Raw genomic sequence first — 20,439 nt, forward strand, 5'->3', positions numbered from 1 at the left:
GGACGATTTGGGAGGTAACCCTACGCGCGGCCGGTGAGACCAAACCCCGCCATGCTTCTTATGTGCAGCAAAGCTAATGCTGCTAAAATACAAAGCGCTCATGTAGTTTAAACGCACGACGATAAGGAGCACCAGTGGGTAACCACTTCCGTACCTCCGGTGCGGGCGATGATGCCCCCAAGACGCAGACAGGCGTCCAGGGCAGTCGTTTCGCCACTCCGGATTCAGAGGGCCAGCCTGTTGCTCAGGCCCCCGCTCAGCCGGCAGATCAGGCACAGCCGGCATCCGATCCCTTTGCCTACAATCCCACCAGCGATGTCGCGCTTTCCGGCACGGCGGGTTTTGAGCCCGTTCAGGCCGTGACCGCTCGCGTGGAGCAGCCTCAGGCTGGCGCCGCCACGCCGCAGCCTACCATGGCCGGCATTCCCGACCCCATGGCCCCTGCGACGCCGGTTCCTCAGCCTGCGCAGTCCGGCCTCTTTGCCGCTATTCCCGACCCCACGCAGCCTGCTGCCCCGGTGGTCAAGAGCGATCAGGCCGCCGAGGTCGCAAGCCTCGATAACGCGCTCAACAATCCCGATTTTACGTCGGTGTTTGCGCCCATCGATCCGCAGGCCAGCCGCAAGAAGATGGCTAAGCAGGCCGGTGTCGAGCCCGTCATTCTTATGGAGCATGTCACCAAGATCTATCCGGCACAGCCCAACAAGCCCGCGCTCGACGACATCAACATCGAGATCTATCCGGGCGAGTTCGTCTTCCTGGTCGGTCACTCCGGTTCGGGTAAGACCACGCTGCTGTCGACGCTCAACCGCGACGTCAAGCCGACGAGCGGCCGCATCCTGGTTGCCGGTCAGGACCTCATGAAGATCAAGAACCGCAAGGTTCCGTTCCTGCGCCGCCAGATTGGCGCCGTGTTCCAGGACTTTAAGCTTCTGCCGCAAAAGACCGCCTACGAAAACGTGGCGTTTGCCCTGCAGTGCATCGGCAAGCCCAAGGGCGTCATTCGCAGCCAAGTGCCCGAGGTGCTGCGCCTGGTCGGTCTGGCCGATCAGATGGACTCGCTGCCCGACCAGCTTTCCGGTGGCGAGCAGCAGCGCGTTGCCGTCGCCCGCGCTATGGTCAACCGTCCGCCGCTGCTGATCTGCGACGAGCCGACGGGCAACCTCGACCCGGCGATCTCGCTGGGCATCATGAAGCTGCTCGAGCGTATTAACCGCACCGGCACCACCGTGATCGTCGCCACGCACGACCGCGAGATGGTCGATAGCATGCACCGTCGCGTGATCGCCCTCGAGGGCGGCCACGTTATCCGCGACCAGGAGAGGGGAGGTTACGGCAACTATGGCACCAACTAACGTGGGCTACTCCTTCAAAGAGGCAATCAGCCACTTCTTCCGTAACTGGACTACCTCGCTCGGCGCCGTCATCACGATTTTCCTTTCGCTGTTTATCATCGGTCTGTTCATTATGGGCTCCGCGATGCTGAACTCCGTGATCGGCACCGTCGAGGATCAGGTTGTTATCAACGCATTCATCAGCGATGATGCCGACCAAGCGGACGTCCAGGCCTTTGAGGCCGAGCTCAAGACGTGGAGTAACGTCAAGTCCGTGACCTATAAGGATAAGGACGACGCGCTGGCCGAGTATACGAGCAAGATGTCAGGCAACGCCGATGCCACCATGAGTGCGCTCGACGGCCAGAACCCGCTTCCGGCCTCGTTCGCGATTGAGATGGACGATCCGTCTCGGGTCGAAAGCACGGCCAAGAAGCTCAAGAAGAATGCCGATTTCCAGAAGATCGCGGATGACGGCGACGTCAACGCGAGCGTGCTGTACGGCCAGGAGGAAGTGAGCCGCCTGTTCCAGGTGACCAACTACATCCGCATCGCCGCCGTGGTGCTCGTTGGCCTTCTGACCTTTATCGCATTCATCTTCATCAACAACACGATTCGCCTGTCCATCACGGCGCGTCGTCGTGAGATTGCGATTATGCGTCTGGTCGGCGCCAGCAACGGCTTCATTCGTGGCCCGTTTATCACCGAGGGCGTACTGCAGGCCATTTTGGGCTCGCTGCTTTCCATCGGTGTTCTGGAGCTGCTGCGTAATCTGATGATTCCGCGTCTGCAGGAGAGCATCGGCTGGATGTCGTTTGCCCTGCCGATGCAGTACTACCTGGTGACCTATGCTGCGCTGATTCTGGTCGGCGTGATTATCGGTCTCTTTGGTTCTGCCATCGCCATGCGCCGCTACCTGCGCGTGTAGGCATGCCTGGAATTCACCCCTTCCAACGGGTCGTCTCTTATGGGGCGGCCCGTTTTTTGATCCCTAGGGAACGGCAGGATTGCGGATCATCGTGGCGCTGGTCTATCTATGTGATCCGTTTTCCTCCGCCCCCTAAGGACCATTTGGGTAGACTCTTGGGGTGTAAACGACCATCGATAGTTAGGAGGCGCCATGGGGCGCAATAATAAGCATAAGCGTGGAGCTCGCAATAAGCGCGGGCCGGTGCGCAGCGAACGCCGTCCGAGCCTGACCGGACGCGTGCAGCTCCATGAGCATAGCGCCTACGTTGTAACCGAAAACGGCGACTACAAGGTCATGGGTCGCGGTAAGCGCGAGATCATGGATGGAGATACCGTTGCCGTGAGCATTAAGAACAGCCCACACGGTGAACGGCGCGCCGTGATCGAAGGCGTGGTTGAGCGCGCAGCCATAAGCGTGGTGGGGACGTACCAGACCGCCGGTCCGCTTGGTGTGATCGAGCCGCTCGATTCGCGTCTGAAGGCCGACTTCTTCATTCTGCCCGAGGATACCTCGGCGGATTGTCTGGGCGTCCACCCGGGTGATGCCGTTGTCGCGCGCATTTTGACCTACCCGACGCGCCTGGAATCGGGCACCGTGACGATCGAGCGCCGCATTGGCGGAGATGACGCGCCCGATTTGGGCGTTCAATATGTGATGGCGCGTTACGGCTATACCGATAGCTATCCCGAGGCCGCGCTGGACGACGCCGAGGAACTTTCGCTCGATGTGACCGCGGCGCTTAAAGATCCGCTTCGCCGCGACCTGCGCGACCGCTTTGTCATCACGATCGACCCGGTCGACGCGCGTGACTTTGACGATGCCATTTCGCTGGAGCGCACACCCGGGGGCGGCTACAAACTGGGCGTGCATATCGCTGACGTTTCTCACTATGTGGCTTGGGACGGGCATATCGATCTTGAGGCTCGCCATCGTACGACATCGGTGTATCTGGCCGATCGCGTGCTTCCCATGCTGCCCGAACGCTTGTCCTGTGACCTGTGCTCGCTTCGCCCTGACGAGGACCGTCTGGCGTTTACCGTTGACATTGAGCTCGATGCGCAGGGCCGCGTTCGCCATTACGATCCGTACCCCAGCGTGATTCGCTCGCGTGTGCGTATGGATTATGACGGCGCCGAGGCGCTGCTGGTGCGTGCCGGCGCGGTTGAGCATTCGGTGCTGGAGGGTGCGGCCGAGGATGTTGCGGCTGCCGAGACCTCGCGCGAGGAAGCGCTTGAGCGCGGTCTTGCGTGCGAGGAGGCCGCCCGCGGCTACAACGTCGACCTCGGCGATTTCCTTGTCGCCGCCAACGAACTCGCCGAACTTCGCCGTCGCATTCGTCGCGCCCGCGGCTCAGTCGATTTTGACACGGCCGAGATCCGCGCTCTATTGGATGAGGACGGAGTACCCGTGCAGATTGTCGCGCGTGAGCGTTCGTGTGCTACGTCGCTTATCGAGGAAGCCATGCTGCTCGCCAACGAGTGCGTTGCAGAGTGGCTGGCAGACCGTGATATCGAGGCCTGCTATCGCGTGCATGAGGATCCGAGCCCCGATAGCCTGCACGGTGCCGCCGTTGCGCTGGCGCAGCTAGGCATCATCGACGATCGCCGTGCTGCCGGTATTGCCCTGGGGAGTCCCGATGAGCTACAGGCTGCAGTTGATGCTGCCGCCGGTACGGCCAACGCACCGCTCGTCAACACGCTGCTTCTGCGCAGCATGCAGCGTGCGCTGTACAAACCGCGTAACGAGGGCCACTTTGCGCTCGCCGCGCCGTGCTACTGTCACTTTACGAGTCCCATCCGTCGCTACCCCGATCTGGTGGTGCACCGCGTGCTCAAACTGCAGTTGGCATACGAACAGCTGGGTGGAAAAGACGCCTTAGTGCGTACGCCCAGGCTAATCGGAAAAGGCCGGGAGTCGCTTCCGCGCATTCTGCCGCAAATTTGCCGTGCGTGCAGCGATGCCGAGCGCGCGGCCGACGCCGCCAGCCATGCGACGCAAAAAATCAAAATTGCCCAGTACTACGAGGATCGCCTGGGCGAGCGCTATGCCGGAACGGTCTCGTGGGTCAGCAGCATGGGGCTCTTTGTGCGCTTGGACCTGACGCAGGTCGAAGGCTTGGTTTCCATCAAGAGCCTGGGCAACGAGTGGTTCGAGTTCGACGAGGACGCGCTCACGCTCACAGGTGCCGACACGGGCACCCGTTACGAGCTGGGGCAGCGTGTGATCATCGAGGTCTCGCGCGTCAATACCACGCGCGGGCACTTGGACTTTAAGCTTATCCATTAGCTAAATCCCGACTCGTGGCGGGAGAGCGGAGGGCGGTCTTTCGGGGCCGCCCTCCGCATTTGAATCGTGGCCACCTTGCCCTCTGCTCGGCCGCCCGCTTACCTGCTATTTGAGAGGTAAAACCTACCAAAATAAACCTGTCCCTTTTTGGCAGGTTTACAAGAAAGCGGGGATGAGATGGCGACGGTGTACGGTTATGCGCGGGTGAGTTCGCGCGATCAGAATCTTAATCGGCAGCTGGATGCGCTGGGCGCCTATGGCGTGGGCTCGGCGAATATTTATGCCGACCATGCGAGCGGCAAGGACTTCGATCGACCGCGTTATCGCGAGCTGCTGCACGTCCTGGGAGACGGGGACGTGCTGGTGGTGCTTTCTATCGACCGACTTGGTCGTAATTACTCCGAGATTCTTGAGGAATGGCGACGCATTACCAAGGAGCTCGGAGTTGCCATTGTGGTGTTGGACATGCCATTGCTTGACACGCGCGCCAGGGCCAGCGGCGCGCCGGATGTGACCAACACCCTGATTGCCGATATAGTGCTGCAACTGCTGAGCTACGTGGCGCAGGTGGAGCGCGAGAATATCCATCGGCGCCAGGCGGAGGGAATTGCAGCGGCGCGGGCGCGAGGGGTCCGTTTCGGTCGACCTCGCAAGCCGTGCCCTCCTCAGTTTGAGCTGGTGCGCGATAGCTATGAGGCAGGCGATATTACCCGCAGCCAGGCGGCAAAGCGCCTGGGCGTGTGCGTGGGGACGTTCGATCGCTGGATGCGCGAGTCGGGGTAGGGGTTTGCGGCACGTCCGATTGGCGCCCACGCGAGGCGGTATCGGTAACAGCCCTGTTACCGATAATGCGACCTTGTTGAATTATTTTGTGTCGCGCGTATTTCCGAGCGGTCGGATTTGAGGGGCGAGCGGTAGAACGCTCGCCCTTTGTGCGCCACGATGCGGCACAATGTACCGTAAAAGCTGTTTGTATCCGGTACGAATCGTTCGTTGGTCTTTAATTCTTCTCAACGGAGGTGTTTGAGATGGCAAACGGATTGCTTTTGCGGCTTCGCGAGCGTGAGCTCAGCGCGAGCCCGGCGGAACGCAATGTCATCGCATATGTAAGCGCTCATCCGCACGAGGTGGTCGGGCTGTCCGTCCGCGGTCTTGCCGATGTCACGTTCTCCTCGCCCTCGAGCATTTTGCGCTTTTGCAAGCGCTTGGGTTTTGCGGGCTACAAGGAGTTCCAGCGCGAACTGATTGCCGAGCTGGCGCTCTTGGGTGACAAGAAAGACGTTGCCCTCGAGGACATCTCCATGGATGACAGCGTCGAACGTATCGTGGGGAAGGTGATGAAAAGCAACGTGCGCACGATCGAAGCGACGGCGCGAACGCTCGATTACACCGTCTTGGAGCGATGTGCGGCCTATCTTAAGCGGGCACGTGCGGTCAATCTGTTCGGTATCGGTGCCTCTCGTTTGGTCGCGCACGATCTGGCGCAAAAGCTCATGCGTGTCGACAAGGAGTGCCATCTGTACGACGACTGGCATGATCAGCTCTTGTGTGCCAAGAACATGCATGAGGGCGATATGGCAATCGCCTTTAGCTACTCGGGCTTGACGCAAGAGGTGCTGGACTGCACCGCCGAGGCCCAACGCCACAACTGTCCCGTTGTGGCCGTGACCAAAGTAGATGGATCATCCAAGCTTGCCACCATGGCCGATGCCGTGCTCGGCGTCGCTGCGAGTGAGCCCTTGGTCCGCAGCGGTGCCATGGCTTCGCGTATGGCCCAGCTTATGGTTGTCGATGCCCTGTACGCTGCTTACGTTGCCAGCGACTACGAACGGGCGACGCATGTCATTAAGCAAAACTACATCGAGAAACAGGAAAGATGAGGTGAATGAAATGCTCGATTTAACAAAATTCACGACCGAACAGCGTAATCAAAGGTCTATGGACCTCGATACGATGACATCGCTGCAAATCGTCACGACGATGAACGATGAGGATCTTCGTGCCGTCCAGTCGGTCACAAAAGTGCTGCCCCAGGTTGCCACAGCAATCGACTGGGCTGCTGAGGCACTCGAGCGCGGTGGGCGCGTCTTTTACATGGGCGCAGGCACCAGCGGTCGTCTGGGCGTACTCGACGCTTCGGAGTGTCCGCCCACGTTTGGCGTGTCACCCGATCTGATTGTCGGGCTCATTGCCGGAGGCGAGACGGCGTTTATCAAGGCTGTCGAAGGTGCCGAAGACAGCGAGGAGCTTGGCGCGAACGACCTGCGAGAGCGTGGACTCTCGGACAAGGATTTTGTCGTTGGCCTGGCAGCAAGCGGCCGTACTCCTTATGTGGTGGGCGGCCTTGTGTACGCCAAGGCAATTGGGTGCAAGACCATTGCAATTGCCTGCAACCAAGGGTCGAAGATCGGGGAGAGCGCAGATCTTGCCATTGAGCCCGTGCCTGGTCCCGAGGTGCTGACCGGCTCAACGAGGCTCAAGGCGGGAACGGTTCAAAAGCTCATCCTCAACATGATTTCGACCGGTGCCATGGTCAAGATCGGCAAGGTATACCAAAACCTGATGGTCGACGTGCAGCAGACGAACGAGAAGTTGGTGGTGCGCGGCCAGAACATCGTGATGGAGGCGACCGGCTGCACGCGCGAGCGCGCTGTTCAGGCGCTTGCAGATGCCGACGGCCACGTAAAAACCGCTATTGTCTCGGTACTGCTGGACTGCGATGCCGAGCAGGCTGCGGTAGCTCTTGAGCGGGCGCGCGGCCATGTTCGTGCTGCGGTGAGTGGCCATGAGAAGAACAATGCCGATGCCCAATAGGTGCGCGGCGTGAGCTGATATGACATCCAAACGAGATACCCAATACAAGGAGGAGTTATGACGAACAAAGAGCTGGCCCAAAAGCTGCTGGACCTTTTGGGCGGTAAAGACAACGTGCTCGCAAACGCGGCGTGCATGACGCGCCTGCGCGTGACCGTCAAAGACACGGGCAACGTCGACACGGAGGGCATTAAGGCACTCGACGGCGTGATGGGCCTGGTCGAGGACGACACGATGCAGATCGTGCTGGGTCCGGGCAAGGTGAATAAGGTGCTCGAGGAGTTCTCCAAGCTCACCGGCCTTGCGAAAGGCGTTGCTGACGAGAGCGTGGTTGACGCTGCGGCCACAAACAAGGCCGCGCAGAAGGCCAAGTACGAGTCCAAGCCGGTTCAGGCCTTCCTCAAGAAGATTTCCAATGTCTTCGTCGCCCTGCTTCCCGGCATCATTGCGGCTGGCCTCATCAACGGTATCTGCAACGTCATTAACGTCTCGACGGCAGGCGCGCTTGCAGGCGAGTGGTGGTACCAGGGCATTCGTTCCATGGGCTGGGCCCTGTTTGCCTATCTGCCCATCTTGGTGGGCTATAACGCGGCACGTGAGTTTGGTGGCTCCGCTGCGCTGGGCGGCATCGCCGGCATGATGTGTATCGCCAACAGTGCCATGCCCCTGCTTGCGCCTGGCGCGGCTGATCCTGCCACTGCCATTCTGCTGCCGCTTACCAATGCGCAGTACAACCCCGCAGCGGGCGGCATGATCGCGGCTCTCATCGCTGGTGCATTTTTTGCCTGGATGGAGCGTCAGATTCGCAAGGTTATGCCCAACGCACTCGACACGTTCCTGTCCCCGTTGCTGGTGCTCATCATCGGCGCCTTTGCTCTGATGCTCGTCATCCAGCCGGTTGGCGCATGGCTGACGACTGCCATCTTTAGCGTTTTGACCTTTATCTTCGAGAAGCTGGGCGTCCTGGGCGGCTATATCCTGTCGGCAGGCTTCTTGCCGCTGGTGTCCGTCGGCCTGCATCAGGCGCTCACGCCGATCCACGCTATGCTCAACGATCCCGACGGCGCTACCAAGGGTATCAATTACCTGCTGCCCATCCTTATGATGGCTGGCGGCGGCCAGGTCGGTGCCGGTCTGGCGCTGTACTTTAAGACCAAGAACGCCAAACTCAAGAAGTACGTCGCCGAGTCCATTCCCGTTGGAATCCTGGGTGTGGGCGAGCCTCTGATGTATGCTGTTACGCTGCCGCTCGTTCGCCCGTTTGTGACGGCCTGCCTGGGTGCCGGATTTGGTGGCGCGCTCGCGGCGCTGCTTCACATCGGCACGGTTTCTCAGGGCGTTTCCGGTCTGTTTGGCCTGCTGATCGTCGTTCCTGGCCAGCAGCTCGGCTACGTTGCCGCTATGCTGCTTGCCTATGCCGCCGGCTTTGTCCTGACGTGGTTCTTTGGCGTCGACGGGCAGAAGATCAACGAGTTCTTTGGCGAGTAGTTTGATATCGCGAGCCGTGTTGCTCAGAACTCGCGGCGCGCGGCAGATTTCTTGATGCTATGGTTGTGCCGGCGGGGCTAACTGCTCCGCCGGCCTTTTTTAAAGGAGCGTTGAAGCGTGAAAACGGGTATTTCGATTTATCTTTCCAGCCCTCTGCAGGATATTGAGCGGACGATTGAGCGTGGTGCTGCGGCGGGTGCGCGCTATGCGTTTACCTCACTGCATATTCCCGAGGATGGGGGAGCGGCGTATGCCGATAAGGTCCGTCATGTGCTGTCGCTGCTTTCCGCCCGCGGCATTGCGCTCATTGCCGATGTGGGGCCGCGCACGTGCGATTTGCTCGGGCTTGAGCGCATCGAGGACCTGCGCGATCTGGGGTTGGAATACCTTCGTTTGGACTATGGCTTTAGCGCCCAGCGGGTCGCGGAGCTGTCCGGTGTATTTCGCATTGTGGTCAATGCATCGACGGTGAGTTCTGATGAAATCGCATCGTGGCGTGAGGCCGGTGCCGATGTGACTCGTTTTGCCGCCTGCCACAATTTTTACCCCAAGCCTTATACCGGCTTAGCTCTGAAGGACATTGCTCGGGTGAATCTTCGTCTTGCGGCGCTTGGATTCGAAATCATGGCTTTTGTGCCGGGTGATGCTAACGTTCGCGGGCCGGTATTCGAGGGGCTGCCGACGGTTGAGGCGCAGCGCGGTCGCGCGTCAAAGGTTGCCCTCAACATGCTTGAGCTCGCACATGGCGCCGATTGCGACATTGTGTTGGTCGGCGACCCCGATCTTTCCGATGCGGGCTGGGCGCAGTTTGCTCAAGTTTCCGCCGGATACGTGGACCTGCAATGCGAGCTTGAGTCCAGTTATGCCTATGTACGTGGGCAGATTCATCACGACCGGCCCGATTCGAGCGTTCTCATCTTTAGGTCTCAGGAGTCGCGCACGACGCATAAGCCGGATTCCGTGCCGACGGATGCCGGAGCCGGCCTGCCGCGAAAGGCGGGGTCGATCGCTGTGAGCAATAGCGGCTATGGGCGCTACGAAGGCGAGCTTGAGATTGCTCGGGTCGATCTTCCCGGTGACGAGCGCATGAACGTTACGGGCCATATCACGCCCGAGGCAATGGAGCTGCTGCCGTTCATCAAACGCGGATTCGGGGTACGGTTCGTTTAGCGTGTGATCCGTGGGCTACAATTGGGCCATCGTGCGAAGGCGCCTCGTGTGGCGTGTGCCTGCGTTGGCCGATCTTTATTCGGAGGATTCTCATGACCGTACTGTTTGTTGAATATCCCAAGTGCTCGACCTGTAAGAAGGCTAAGGCATGGCTGGACGAACACGGGGTAGAGTATATCGACCGCGATATCGTTTTGGACAATCCCACGGCTGATGAGCTTGCGACCTGGATTGCTCGTTCGGGGCTGCCGGTGCGGCGCTTCTTCAATTCGTCGGGCATGAAATATCGAGAGCTGGGCCTGAAGGCGCGTCTGGATGCGGGCATGACGGATCGGGAGTGCTATGAGCTGCTGGCGACCGACGGCATGCTGGTCAAGCGTCCGCTGCTGGTGGGCGACGACTTTGCGATCCCCGGCTTTAGGGAAGCGGCTTGGGCCGAGGCGTTGCTGTAGCGGCTGCGGAAAGTGCGACCCGTTTTGAGTGCTCAGGGCGGGACGTGTTTTCCATCGGCGGGCTCGCTCGGCTCAATCCTCGAGCTGTGCCCATTCGTGCGGATCGTAGACCTTTACGTGCTTGTTGGGCTTGCCGCTCCAGTACTCCTCGTCCATAAAGGGCAGATATGCCTGAACGCCGGGGCAGATAAAGGGAATCCGCTGCTGTTGCAGTCGCTCGCGCTGGCGCTGCTCCAGGTGCGCCTCGGATATGACGGTCGGCATACCGGACAGCTCGACGAGGCTTGCCTGGATTCGCTTAAGGTCGGGGAGTCCCGCGTGCCATGACATCCGCATGATCAAAAATGAGGCGCGGCGGTAGTTTGCCCGCATCACCGTGATGGCGGGGCGCAGTGTGGGATGGATCTTGTCCCGTTCGGGCCAAAGGTCAGCAGTGATCTCGAGGCCCAGGGTCTCCCATAGGTAATCAAGCTCTTCGTCCACGGCGCCTCGATATCTACGCGATCATTGATACTTCGATTGTGTTGCCTGGTGTTATCGCTTTCGCGGTAGAATCTGCCAACGGTTGACGGCTACCGCTCGCGGCGTTTTGCCCTTCGTGTACAGCGGTCGGCTTCACAGGTCCTTCACGGGTTGGACTAAAGTAGGCCAATTTGGCTGAATTTTAAAAAAGTCAAAATTGGGGCTTGCGTCACGGCGGTACTTCCCGTATATTTCTTTCTTGCGCAAAGGCACAGCCGAGCGCAGCGATGCAGTCATTGGGATGTCGTCTAATGGCAGGACAGCGGATTCTGGTTCCGTCAATGGGGGTTCGACTCCCTCCATCCCAGCCATTGCATTTGCTACATATGGCCCGTTCGTCTAGCGGTTTAGGACGCCGCCCTCTCAAGGCGGAGATCACCAGTTCGAATCTGGTACGGGCTACCAAAATTGAACGCCCGGGCCTCGTAAGAGACCCGGGTTTTGTGTATTGACCGATATTTAAGGCGCGCGTTGAGTCTGCCGCCCGGACCGAGGAGTTGTCATGGACCTGCCTATCAGCTTGGAAGACATCACGTATGCCGAGAACTATCTGGCGCAGGGCGACCTGGCTACGGCGACGCCGCTGCTGGAGCGTCTGGTTGAGCTCGCCGAGGAGTATATCGACGCTGAGTGCAAGACGGAGGAGAAGCGCCAGTACTTTAGCTTCGATAGTAAGTTTGAGCGTCTGGCCTATCGCCGCGTGGAGAAGGATCCGCGCGAGCTGGTGCAGGTCGAGGTTCCCTTTGACCGCCTGTACTCCGACATGGCGTTTGCCTACATCCGCCAGCAGGATTATGTGAGTGCTCGGAATGCCCTGATGCAGGCCGTGCGTTGGGATCCCATGAACTGCAACTATCGCTTGGACTTGGCCGAGCTGTTCCGTGCGCTCGAGGACAAGCAGGAGTGGGCATCGCTCTCGTTCTCGGTGCTGGAGCGCGCGAGCGACGGTAAGTGCGCCGCACGCGCCTACACCAACTTGGGTCAGTACTTCTTGGAGCCCGAGACCGAGAACATTTCGGCTGCCGTGGGCTGCGCGCGTCTGGCACTGCGCCTGGCGCCCAATGATGCGCATACGACGCGCCTGCTCAATAAGATCCATACCACCTATCCGGATGCCGCCGATGAGAGCGACGACCACGTGATGGGTGAGCTCGCCCTGCAGGGCGTGCCGACCTCACCTTCGGCCGAGATCGCCATCTGCCTGATCATGTGTGCGACCGACGCTGCGAGCGACGGCGACAAGCAGGAGGCTACGCGCCTGACGGTCCGTGCCCGCGACCTGGTGGGCGAGGAGGCATGCGCGGCGATCATTAAGCTGGTGCGCGAGAGCGATGCCGAGCTTAACGCCGAGCGCAAGGCAAAGCGCGAGGCTGCGGGCTCAAACGCCGACGACGTCAAGGAGGCCGGCGATGCCCAGTAAGCGCGAGCGCAAGCTCATTTCCAAGAATCGCTCGGCGCATCACGAGTACTTTATCGATGAGACGTTTGAGTGCGGTATTGAACTGAGCGGCACCGAGGTCAAGTCGATTCGCGAGCGCGCCTGCCAGATCACCGATACCTTCGCGCTGATCCGCGGCGGGGAGTGCTGGCTCGTCGGCCTGCATATCCACCCTTATAGCCATGGTGGCGTGTGGAATCGCGATCCCGACCGTCGGCGTCGTCTGCTGCTGCACCGCAAGGAGATCGACTTTCTTGACGGCAAACTTCGCAACCGTGGTTATGCGCTGGTTCCGTTGGAACTCTACTTTAATACCGACGGTCGCGTAAAACTGCTGCTGGGTCTGGGCCGCGGCAAGAAGCTCTACGACAAGCGCGAGGATATGGCCAAGCGTGACGTTCAGCGTGAAATCGATCGCGCGCTTAAGGAGCGTAATCGCTAGGAACGAATTTGCGGGGAGCTGCCCTGCTGTGCCCGTCCCGTCTTCCTAACTTTTTTGACACATTTTCCTCAAAGGCGGCGTCCGTTATGGGCGGCGCCTTTTTTGTGGGTACATACAGCCATGAGGTTCGATCCCGGGTTAGGGGAGTGATTGTTATGGACAAAACTGCGTTCTTTACCATGCCGAGCGGCCTGTACGTGGTGAGCGCCGCGGCAGACGGGCTGCGCGCCGGCTGCGTCATCAACACAGCAGTGCAGGTGACGTCCGCGCCGCCACGCATCTCGGTTGCCGTGAACAAGGATAACGTTACGTCTGGCGTTATCGCGTCTGCCAAGGCCTTTGCACTGACGGTGATCGACCAGACGGCTGATATGCTCTACGTTGGCAACTTTGGCTTCCGTACCAGCAGCGACTATGACAAATTTGCCAAGTACGAGACGCGCGAGACCGCACTGGGCATGCCTTATGTTCCCGAGCATGCGGCGGCGCTGTTTAGCTGCCGTTTGATTGACACCGTGGATGTGGGCACGCACCTGCTCTTTATCGGCGAGGTTGAGGATGCCGAGCGCTTGAGCGGCGAGACTCCGTTGACCTATGACTACTACCACAAGGTTCTGAAGGGTAAGACGCCGCCCAAGGCTTCTTCGTATCAAGGCTAGAAATGTTTCGAAAGTACTTGCATTATATTATTGAGAACATATACTGATAAATGAAGTACACCAGCAGTCACGTTCGAGAGGAGAACATCATGGCTGAGGAGAAGAAGACGTATAAGTTCGTATGCACCGTTTGCGGTTATGAGGTAGAGGTCGACACGCCCGAACTGCCCGAGGACTACGTGTGCCCGGTCTGTGGCGTCGGTCCCGATCAGTTCGAGCTTGTCGAGGAGTAGCTCGTAGACACACGGCTTGCAGTAACACATAGCTCTGTCCAAGGGTCCCGGTCGAATTCTCGGCCGGGACCCTTTTGATTTATCTGACGGTTTAAAACGGTCTCACGTGTTACAGATTAAGACGTTATATCTGGACAGTCACGCCATCTCAATTACATTCCCGTTAGCAGCACGATGTCGAGAATCGTCACGATGGCACCGATCCCTACGAGCAGCGCGTTGAGCGGGCGCGAGTAGGCGTATTTGCCCATGACGCGGCGTGAGCTGGTGAGCCGTATGAGCACAAAGACCGTAATCGGCAGCTGAAGCGACAACAATGCCTGACTCCAGATGAGACCTTCAAAAGGATTTGGGACGACCAGACACGCCGCCACTGCGCCGGCGAAACAGGTCGCCACCCCGATCGAGGAATGTCGGTCGTGGATGTCGTATTCCTCGTCGAACATGCCCGCGGTGATGGTTCCCGCCGCCATGCCCGCCGTCACGCTACTCGAGAGGCCTGCAAACAGCAGTGCCACCGCAAAGATGGTCGAGCTTGCCGGGCCCAGAATGGGGGAGAGCGTGGCCGCTGCGACGGCGATGTCGTCTACGACAATGCCGTGCGCAAAGAAGGTCGTTGCGGCCAGGATGACCATGGCCGAGTTGATTGCCCAGCCCACGCCCATCGAAAGAGCGTGTCGAAGAGCTCGTAGCGCAGACGCTCTTCGATAACCTGCTCGCCTTGGCCTTCGAAGTGCATGGATTGGATGACCTCGGAGTGCAGGAAGAGATTGTGTGGCATAACGACCGCGCCTAGGACACTTACGATAATCGCTACCGAGCCAGTGGGCATACTGGGCGTGATCCAGCTTACGGCGGCATGCGGCCAGTCAACCTTGACCAGCGCAAGCTCGGCCAAAAACGAGAGTCCTACCACGCCTGCGAAGGCGATGATCCAGCGTTCGGCACGCTTGTAGGAGTTCGTCATGAGCATCGCCATCGATACTGCCGCCACGATGACGCAGCCCGTACGCACGGGCAGCCCAAAGAGCATTTGTAGGGCAATCGCGCCGCCCAGGACCTCGGCCATGGCGGTGGCGATGGTCGCGAGATAGGCACTGGCGAGCACCGTGCGTCCCACGATGCGGGGGAGAAAGCGTGTCGCGGCCTCGGCAAGACAGGCGCCCGTGGCGATACCCGGGTGTGCCGCATTGTGCTGCAGCACAATGAGCATAATCGTGGACAGCGTGACGATCCACAGCAGCGCGTAGCCAAACTGCGAGCCCGCGGCCATATTGGATGCCCAGTTGCCCGGGTCGATAAAGCCGACGGTGACGAGCAGTCCGGGACCGATATGCCGCGCAATGTCTAGGCCTCCGTGACCACCGGTGCGCGGGGAGCCAAAGTGATGTTTGAGATGGTTGAGCATGGCGCGCTCCTGCGTGCCGTTTGTTTGACGCCACAAAGGATACCCGTTTTAGGCTCGAAAGTTAACCATGCCTAACAAAATTGCCGTATTTGAATAGGATGGTGAAAGGGGGCTGCCGAAATGGCTTGATCTGTAACAACTGGGGATGGAAATTGGGCCTAGGTGTTACAGATCGAGACAGGAAGAAATGGTCCTATGGAAAATCTCGATCTGTAATGGCTGACCGCCAAAGCCGGCCCTTCGTGTTACAGATTGAGACATTCGGAATTGTCTCTCGAAAACATCTCAATCTGTAACAGTAAGTCGTCGAAATTGGGTCTTCCTGTTACAGATTGAGATGTTTGAAGCGGTGAGCTTACAGGCCGAACTTGGGGCCCTTGTTGTCGCCCTTGAGGTCGGCGGTGTCCACTCGTAGGGCGTGCGTTACGCGATTGTTTCGAAACGGGCGGGAAACACAGCGGGCCGGCGATGCTCCTAGTATGCCTATTCAACTGACTGTCTTATATCTAGGGGAGGATCGCGATGCAGGCAGATTCCGCTCAGCAGCAGGGCCTTTATCGCCCCGAATTCGACCACGATGCATGTGGCATCGGCGCGCTTGCCGATATCAACGGCGAGCGCCATCACCAGATTCTGGACGACGCGCTGTCCATTTTGGTTAACTTGGAGCACCGCGGCGGCACGGGACTCGAGAAGAACACCGGCGACGGTGCCGGCATCCTGTTCCAGGTTCCGCATCACTTTTTCCGTAAAGAGGCTCAAAAGTGCGGCCAGATTCTGCCGACAGAGGGCGACTATGGCGTGGCCATGCTGTTCTTCCCGCAGGACGATAAGGGCGTAGAGGATGCCCGTCGCGTGTTTGAGGAGGGCTGCGCCGAGGCCGGCGTGCCGCTGCTCTTTTGGCGCGAGGTACCGGTCGACCCGCACGACCTGGGCGAGACGGCCCGCGCCTGCATGCCTACTATCTTGCAGGCCTTCCTGGGCCGTCCGGACGACACACCCGCCGGCGATGCCTTCGAGCGCCGCCTGTACGTGTGCCGCCGCACCATTGAGAAGAAGGCCGACGCCGAGTTTGCTCTGCGCGACAAGATCTTCTACGTGTGCTCCATGAGCTCGCGCACCATCGTGTACAAGGGCATGCTGGTCGCCACGCAGATGCGTCGCTTCTTCATCGACCTCAACGACGCCGCCGTCAAAACGGCCGTGGCGCTCGTCCACTCGCGCTACTCCACCAACACCACGCCCAGCTGGGAGCGTGCGCACCCCAACCGTTTTATCATTCACAACGGCGAGATCAACACCCTTAAGGGCAACGTCAACTGGATTCGCGCCCGCGAGCCCAACCTGTACAGCCCCGTGCTGCAGCACGATCTTGAGCGCGTGATGCCCATCATCAACCGCGAGGGTTCCGACTCCGCGATTCTGGACAACGTTCTCGAGTTTTTGGTTATGAACGGTCGCCCGCTTACGCGTGCCGCATCCATGCTGCTGCCCGAGCCGTGGGACCACAACGATAGTCTGAGTGAGGAGCGTCGCGCCTACGACGCCTACCAGTCTATGCTCATGGAGCCTTGGGATGGTCCGGCGGCCATCGCCTTTACCGACGGCCGTACCCTGGGTGCCGCCCTCGACCGTAACGGCCTGCGCCCGGCTCGCTACTACGTGACGCGCGACGGCCGCTTTATGCTGGCGAGCGAGGTGGGCACCATCGAGGTGCGCCCCGAGAACATCCTGACGAGCGGTTGCCTGGGACCGGGTCAGATGCTCGAGGTCGACTTTGCCCGCGGCTGCGTGATCTACAACGACGAGCTGCGCGCCCGTTACGCCAAGGAAAAGCCCTACCGTGATTGGATTGCCGAGGAGACGCTGACCGTCGACGCGCTCGATGAGCCCGTTGCGGCAACACCCGCCGAGGACGCCGAGGTACCTGCCGCCGTGCGTATGGCCAAGCTTGGCTATCACTGGGATGATGTTGACGAGGTCGTGCGCCCCATGGCCCAGCAGGGCAAGCCCCCGCTCGCCTCGATGGGTATCGATGCGCCGCTGGCCTGCCTGTCCAAGAAGACGCGTTCGTTCTTTGACTACTTCTATCAGCTATTCGCCCAGGTCACGAATCCGCCGATCGATGCCCTGCGCGAGCACATGGTCACCTCGACCACGCTGTACCTGGGCAACCACGGCAACCTGCTCGAGGACTCCCGTACGGCCTGCCAGCTGGTGCGCCTGGAGCGTCCGCTGCTGAGCGAGGAGGAGTTCGAGCGCATCTGTGCCATTGACCGTGTGGGCTTTAAGACCCGCCGTTTCCGTGCCGTCTACCGCCGCGATGCCGGCGAGGGCGCGCTGCAGGCTGCGCTCAAGCAGCTTGCCGAGGACGTTGAGGCTGCGGTCCGCGACGGCGTGAACATCGTGGTGCTGAGCGATCGCGCCGGAGCGGGCGAGGTGCCCGTGCCCTCGCTGCTTGCCGTGGGCTGCGTGCACAACCATCTGATCCGCGCCGGTGTGCGCACCTTTGCCGATATCGTGGTGGAGTGCGGCGATGCGGTGTCCCCGCATGACTTTGCGGCTCTGGTGGGCTACTCCGCAAGCGGCATCTATCCGTATAACGCGCATGCGTGCATCCGCGATCTGGCTGCGCGCGGCGATCTGGGCGTGACGGCCGAGCAGGGCATCGCCAATTACAACAAGGCTGCGACCGCCGGCATCGTCTCCATCATGTCCAAGATGGGCATCTCCACGGTGCAGAGCTATCATTCCGCGCAGATTTTCGAGGCCGTGGGCTTTACGCCGGGGTTCGTAAACGCGTACTTTGCCGGCACGGTGAGCCGTGTGGGCGGTATGGGCGTCGAGGACGTTGAGCGCGAGCAAAACGAGCGATACGACGCCGCGCTCGCTATCCTTAAGAGCCCGGCTCCCGATCAGCTGCCCACACTGGGCCTGACCAAGTGGCGCCCGCTCGGCGGCGAGGATCACCTGATCGACCCCCAGACTGTCTACCTGCTGCAGACTGCCTGTCGCGAGGACAGCTACGACACCTTTAAGGAGTACAGCGCCCGCCTGCACCGCACCGGTCGTGCCGTGCGCCTGCGCGACCTGCTGGACTTTAATGCCAGCGGCCGCACTCCGGTGGCACTTGACGAGGTGGAGCCGGCGCTCGACATCGTCCGCCGCTTTAACACCGGCGCCATGTCGTACGGCTCCATCAGCAAAGAGGCGCACGAGTGCATGGCCATCGCCATGAACCGCCTGCACGGCCGTTCCAACTCCGGCGAGGGCGGCGAGGATCCGCGTCGCGAGACCCCGCTGGCTAACGGCGACTCCAAGAACTCCGCCATCAAACAGGTGGCAAGCGCGCGCTTTGGCGTGACGAGCCGTTACCTGTGCAGCGCCTTCGAGATTCAGATCAAGATGGCCCAGGGCGCCAAGCCCGGCGAGGGTGGCCACCTGCCCGGTAAGAAGGTCTACCCCTGGATCGCCGAGGTCCGTCAGTCCACGCCCGGCATCGGCCTGATCTCGCCTCCGCCACACCACGATATTTACTCCATCGAGGATCTGGCAGAGCTGATCTTTGACCTTAAGAACGCCAACCCCGGCGCGCGCGTGTCGGTCAAGCTGGTCAGCGAGGCCGGCGTCGGTACCATCGCCACCGGTGTGGCCAAGGGTGCTGCCGACAAGATCTTGATCAGCGGCCACAATGGCGGCTCGGGTGCCGCTGCGCGCGACTCTATCTGGCATGCGGGTCTGCCGCTGGAGCTCGGCCTTGCCGAGGCCCAGCAGACGCTGCTGCAAAACGGCCTGCGCTCGCGCGTGGTGCTCGAGGCCGACGGCAAACTCATGGACGGCACCGATGTCGCCGTCGCCTGCTTGCTGGGTGCCGAGGAGTTTGGCTTTGCGACCATGCCGCTCATCTCGATGGGCTGCCTCATGCAGCGCGACTGCCAGCAGGATACCTGCCCGGCCGGCATCGCCACGCAAAACTGCCGCCTGCGTCGCGGCTTCCGCGGCAAGCCCGAGCACATCGAGCACTTTATGCTCTTTGTTGCCGAGCAGCTGCGCGAGGTCATGGCGAGCCTGGGCTTCCGCACCGTCGACGAGATGGTCGGCCATCCCGAGTGCCTGCGCCAGATCGAGGTCCCGGGCAACCGCAAGGCCAACCTGCTCGATCTGTCGCCCGTGCTGGCGAGCGCGACCTGCGAGTTCGGTGCCCATATCCCGGGTGCCGACGGCCGTCACTTCCTGCCGCAGATGGCTGCCGACAGCGAGCTCGACAAGACGCTCGACTCCACGCTGTTTGTGCCCTACACGGCCGATGCTCGTGCGCACCTGCGTCCGATTCGCTTCCGCGCCGATATCGCAAACGTCAACCGCTGCGTTGGCACCATTCTGGGCAACGCGGTGACCAAGGCGCATCCCGAGGGCCTGCCTGCCGGCTCCATCACCATCGATTGCGATGGATCGGCTGGTCAGAGCTTTGGCGCGTTCCTGCCGCGCGGCATTACGCTCAACGTGTGCGGTGACGCCAATGACTACTTTGGCAAGGGCCTTTCGGGCGGCGAGGTGTCGGTACGCCCCAACCCGCATGCGACCTACAAGTTCGACGAGAACATCATCGTGGGCAACGTTGCGTTCTTTGGCGCCACGAGCGGCCGCGGCTTCATTAACGGTCTGGCCGGCCAGCGCTTTGGCGTGCGCAACTCCGGTGCTACCGTGGTGGTCGAGGGCTGCGGAAACCACGGCTGCGAGTACATGACGGGCGGCCTGGCGCTCATCCTGGGCGAGGTCGGGCAGAACTTCGCCGCCGGCATGACTGGTGGCGTGGCCTATGTCTTTGACCAGTACGGCACGCTCGATGCCCGTGTGAACCACGAGAGCGTTGAGCTCAAGGCCCCGACGGCCGACGAACTGACGCAGATTCGTGCGCTCATCCAGGAGCACGTGGACGCGACGCAGAGCCCGCGCGGCATTAAGCTGCTCTACAGCTTTGAGACGATGAGCAAGCACTTTGTGAAGGTCATCCCGACCGAGTACGAGCGCGTGCTGGCGATTGTCGCCGCCGCCGAGGCCGTCGGCAAGACGCATGCGCAGGGCGAGGAGTTGGCGTTTGACATCGTGACCGGTCGCGCGAGTGCCGCGGATGCTGCTCGCTTCGATGCTGTGGGCGGTGCTGCGGGCGCTGCGTCCGTGGCTGCCAGCTCTGTTGCTTCGACCAAGAAGGAGGCGTAAGTG

15 protein-coding genes, 2 tRNA genes and 1 pseudogene are annotated in these 20,439 nt (G+C 60.6%); 16 read left to right on the forward strand and 2 right to left on the reverse strand.

The features are described 5' to 3' along the window. Nucleotides 1–134: 134 nt before the first annotated feature. The 9 genes from ftsE (at nucleotide 135) to DW732_RS03910 (ending at nucleotide 10,514) form a co-directional block, all read left to right on the forward strand. The gene (gene ftsE, locus DW732_RS03870; RefSeq protein WP_117734381.1) at nucleotides 135–1,355 is read left to right on the forward strand and encodes a cell division ATP-binding protein FtsE; all 1,221 of its coding nucleotides are present in this window, start codon (nucleotides 135–137) and stop codon (nucleotides 1,353–1,355) included. After that, a complete protein-coding gene (gene ftsX / locus DW732_RS03875; protein ID WP_118098842.1) occupies nucleotides 1,342–2,262 on the forward strand; it encodes a permease-like cell division protein FtsX in 921 nt (306 codons plus the stop codon). The genes ftsE and ftsX overlap by 14 nt, the downstream gene beginning before the upstream one ends. Before the next feature lie 192 nt (nucleotides 2,263–2,454). Beyond that, nucleotides 2,455–4,590, forward strand: coding sequence for a ribonuclease R family protein (locus DW732_RS03880; RefSeq protein WP_117743525.1), 2,136 nt, complete (start codon nucleotides 2,455–2,457; stop codon nucleotides 4,588–4,590). A gap of 177 nt (nucleotides 4,591–4,767) precedes the next feature. After that, nucleotides 4,768–5,373 (forward strand): recombinase family protein, encoded by a 606-nt coding sequence (locus DW732_RS03885; protein WP_117734384.1) that lies wholly within the window; start codon nucleotides 4,768–4,770, stop codon nucleotides 5,371–5,373. A gap of 245 nt (nucleotides 5,374–5,618) precedes the next feature. Beyond that, the gene (locus DW732_RS03890) at nucleotides 5,619–6,470 is read left to right on the forward strand and encodes a MurR/RpiR family transcriptional regulator (protein ID WP_117734385.1); all 852 of its coding nucleotides are present in this window, start codon (nucleotides 5,619–5,621) and stop codon (nucleotides 6,468–6,470) included. A 10-nt stretch (nucleotides 6,471–6,480) separates the two neighbouring features. After that, a complete protein-coding gene (gene murQ, locus DW732_RS03895) occupies nucleotides 6,481–7,404 on the forward strand; it encodes an N-acetylmuramic acid 6-phosphate etherase (RefSeq protein WP_118098843.1) in 924 nt (307 codons plus the stop codon). A 57-nt stretch (nucleotides 7,405–7,461) separates the two neighbouring features. Continuing rightward, entirely contained in the window at nucleotides 7,462–8,892 is a 1,431-nt protein-coding gene (locus tag DW732_RS03900) for a PTS transporter subunit EIIC (RefSeq protein ID WP_118098844.1), read from the forward strand. Between the two features lie 117 nt (nucleotides 8,893–9,009). Next, nucleotides 9,010–10,062: a MupG family TIM beta-alpha barrel fold protein gene (locus DW732_RS03905; protein WP_118098845.1), complete on the forward strand. Its 1,053-nt coding sequence runs from the start codon at nucleotides 9,010–9,012 to the stop codon at nucleotides 10,060–10,062. Between the two features lie 92 nt (nucleotides 10,063–10,154). Then, nucleotides 10,155–10,514 carry an arsenate reductase family protein gene (locus DW732_RS03910; protein ID WP_006235321.1) on the forward strand — a complete coding sequence of 120 codons (360 nt, stop codon included), beginning with the start codon at nucleotides 10,155–10,157 and terminating at the stop codon, nucleotides 10,512–10,514. Nucleotides 10,515–10,586: 72 nt separating this feature from the next. Here DW732_RS03910 and DW732_RS03915 read toward each other — a convergent pair whose 3' ends face one another. Then, complete coding sequence (locus DW732_RS03915) at nucleotides 10,587–10,997, reverse strand: hypothetical protein (RefSeq protein ID WP_117794740.1); 411 nt, start codon at nucleotides 10,995–10,997, stop codon at nucleotides 10,587–10,589. Between the two features lie 276 nt (nucleotides 10,998–11,273). Here DW732_RS03915 and DW732_RS03920 point away from each other — a divergent pair. From DW732_RS03920 to DW732_RS03945, 6 genes are all read left to right on the forward strand, one after another. Continuing rightward, nucleotides 11,274–11,347, forward strand: a tRNA-Gln gene (locus DW732_RS03920). A 17-nt stretch (nucleotides 11,348–11,364) separates the two neighbouring features. Beyond that, nucleotides 11,365–11,441: transfer RNA gene (locus tag DW732_RS03925), tRNA-Glu, on the forward strand. 97 nt (nucleotides 11,442–11,538) lie between these two features. Further along, nucleotides 11,539–12,456: a hypothetical protein gene (locus DW732_RS03930; protein WP_117629560.1), complete on the forward strand. Its 918-nt coding sequence runs from the start codon at nucleotides 11,539–11,541 to the stop codon at nucleotides 12,454–12,456. Next, nucleotides 12,446–12,916, forward strand: a complete 471-nt coding sequence (gene smpB, locus DW732_RS03935) for an SsrA-binding protein SmpB (protein ID WP_006235325.1) — start codon at nucleotides 12,446–12,448, stop codon at nucleotides 12,914–12,916. The genes DW732_RS03930 and smpB overlap by 11 nt, the downstream gene beginning before the upstream one ends. 155 nt (nucleotides 12,917–13,071) lie before the next feature. Next, a complete protein-coding gene (locus tag DW732_RS03940) occupies nucleotides 13,072–13,575 on the forward strand; it encodes a flavin reductase family protein (RefSeq protein ID WP_117734391.1) in 504 nt (167 codons plus the stop codon). Nucleotides 13,576–13,664: 89 nt separating this feature from the next. Next, on the forward strand, nucleotides 13,665–13,808 hold the full coding sequence (locus DW732_RS03945; protein WP_035137395.1) for a rubredoxin-like domain-containing protein: 144 nt from the start codon (nucleotides 13,665–13,667) through the stop codon (nucleotides 13,806–13,808). 152 nt (nucleotides 13,809–13,960) lie between these two features. Here DW732_RS03945 and DW732_RS03950 read toward each other — a convergent pair. Continuing rightward, nucleotides 13,961–15,216, reverse strand: a pseudogene (locus DW732_RS03950) (Nramp family divalent metal transporter). A 522-nt stretch (nucleotides 15,217–15,738) separates the two neighbouring features. Here DW732_RS03950 and gltB point away from each other — a divergent pair. Then, nucleotides 15,739–20,436 carry a glutamate synthase large subunit gene (gene gltB / locus DW732_RS03955; protein ID WP_118098846.1) on the forward strand — a complete coding sequence of 1,566 codons (4,698 nt, stop codon included), beginning with the start codon at nucleotides 15,739–15,741 and terminating at the stop codon, nucleotides 20,434–20,436. Nucleotides 20,437–20,439 lie beyond the last annotated feature (3 nt).

The organism is Collinsella sp. AM28-11LB, from assembly GCF_003469895.1.
GTDB lineage: Bacteria > Actinomycetota > Coriobacteriia > Coriobacteriales > Coriobacteriaceae > Collinsella.

Bases quoted from the DNA above. Each gene is read 5' to 3' on its own strand.
- ftsX (WP_118098842.1), top strand. From the start codon at position 1,342: ATGGCACCAACTAACGTGGGCTACTCCTTCAAAGAGGCAATCAGCCAC.
- DW732_RS03880 (WP_117743525.1), top strand. From the start codon at position 2,455: ATGGGGCGCAATAATAAGCATAAGCGTGGAGCTCGCAATAAGCGCGGG.
- DW732_RS03885 (WP_117734384.1), top strand. From the start codon at position 4,768: ATGGCGACGGTGTACGGTTATGCGCGGGTGAGTTCGCGCGATCAGAAT.
- DW732_RS03890 (WP_117734385.1), top strand. From the start codon at position 5,619: ATGGCAAACGGATTGCTTTTGCGGCTTCGCGAGCGTGAGCTCAGCGCG.
- murQ (WP_118098843.1), top strand. From the start codon at position 6,481: ATGCTCGATTTAACAAAATTCACGACCGAACAGCGTAATCAAAGGTCT.
- DW732_RS03900 (WP_118098844.1), top strand. From the start codon at position 7,462: ATGACGAACAAAGAGCTGGCCCAAAAGCTGCTGGACCTTTTGGGCGGT.
- DW732_RS03910 (WP_006235321.1), top strand. From the start codon at position 10,155: ATGACCGTACTGTTTGTTGAATATCCCAAGTGCTCGACCTGTAAGAAG.
- DW732_RS03930 (WP_117629560.1), top strand. From the start codon at position 11,539: ATGGACCTGCCTATCAGCTTGGAAGACATCACGTATGCCGAGAACTAT.
- smpB (WP_006235325.1), top strand. From the start codon at position 12,446: ATGCCCAGTAAGCGCGAGCGCAAGCTCATTTCCAAGAATCGCTCGGCG.
- DW732_RS03940 (WP_117734391.1), top strand. From the start codon at position 13,072: ATGGACAAAACTGCGTTCTTTACCATGCCGAGCGGCCTGTACGTGGTG.
- DW732_RS03945 (WP_035137395.1), top strand. From the start codon at position 13,665: ATGGCTGAGGAGAAGAAGACGTATAAGTTCGTATGCACCGTTTGCGGT.
- gltB (WP_118098846.1), top strand. From the start codon at position 15,739: ATGCAGGCAGATTCCGCTCAGCAGCAGGGCCTTTATCGCCCCGAATTC.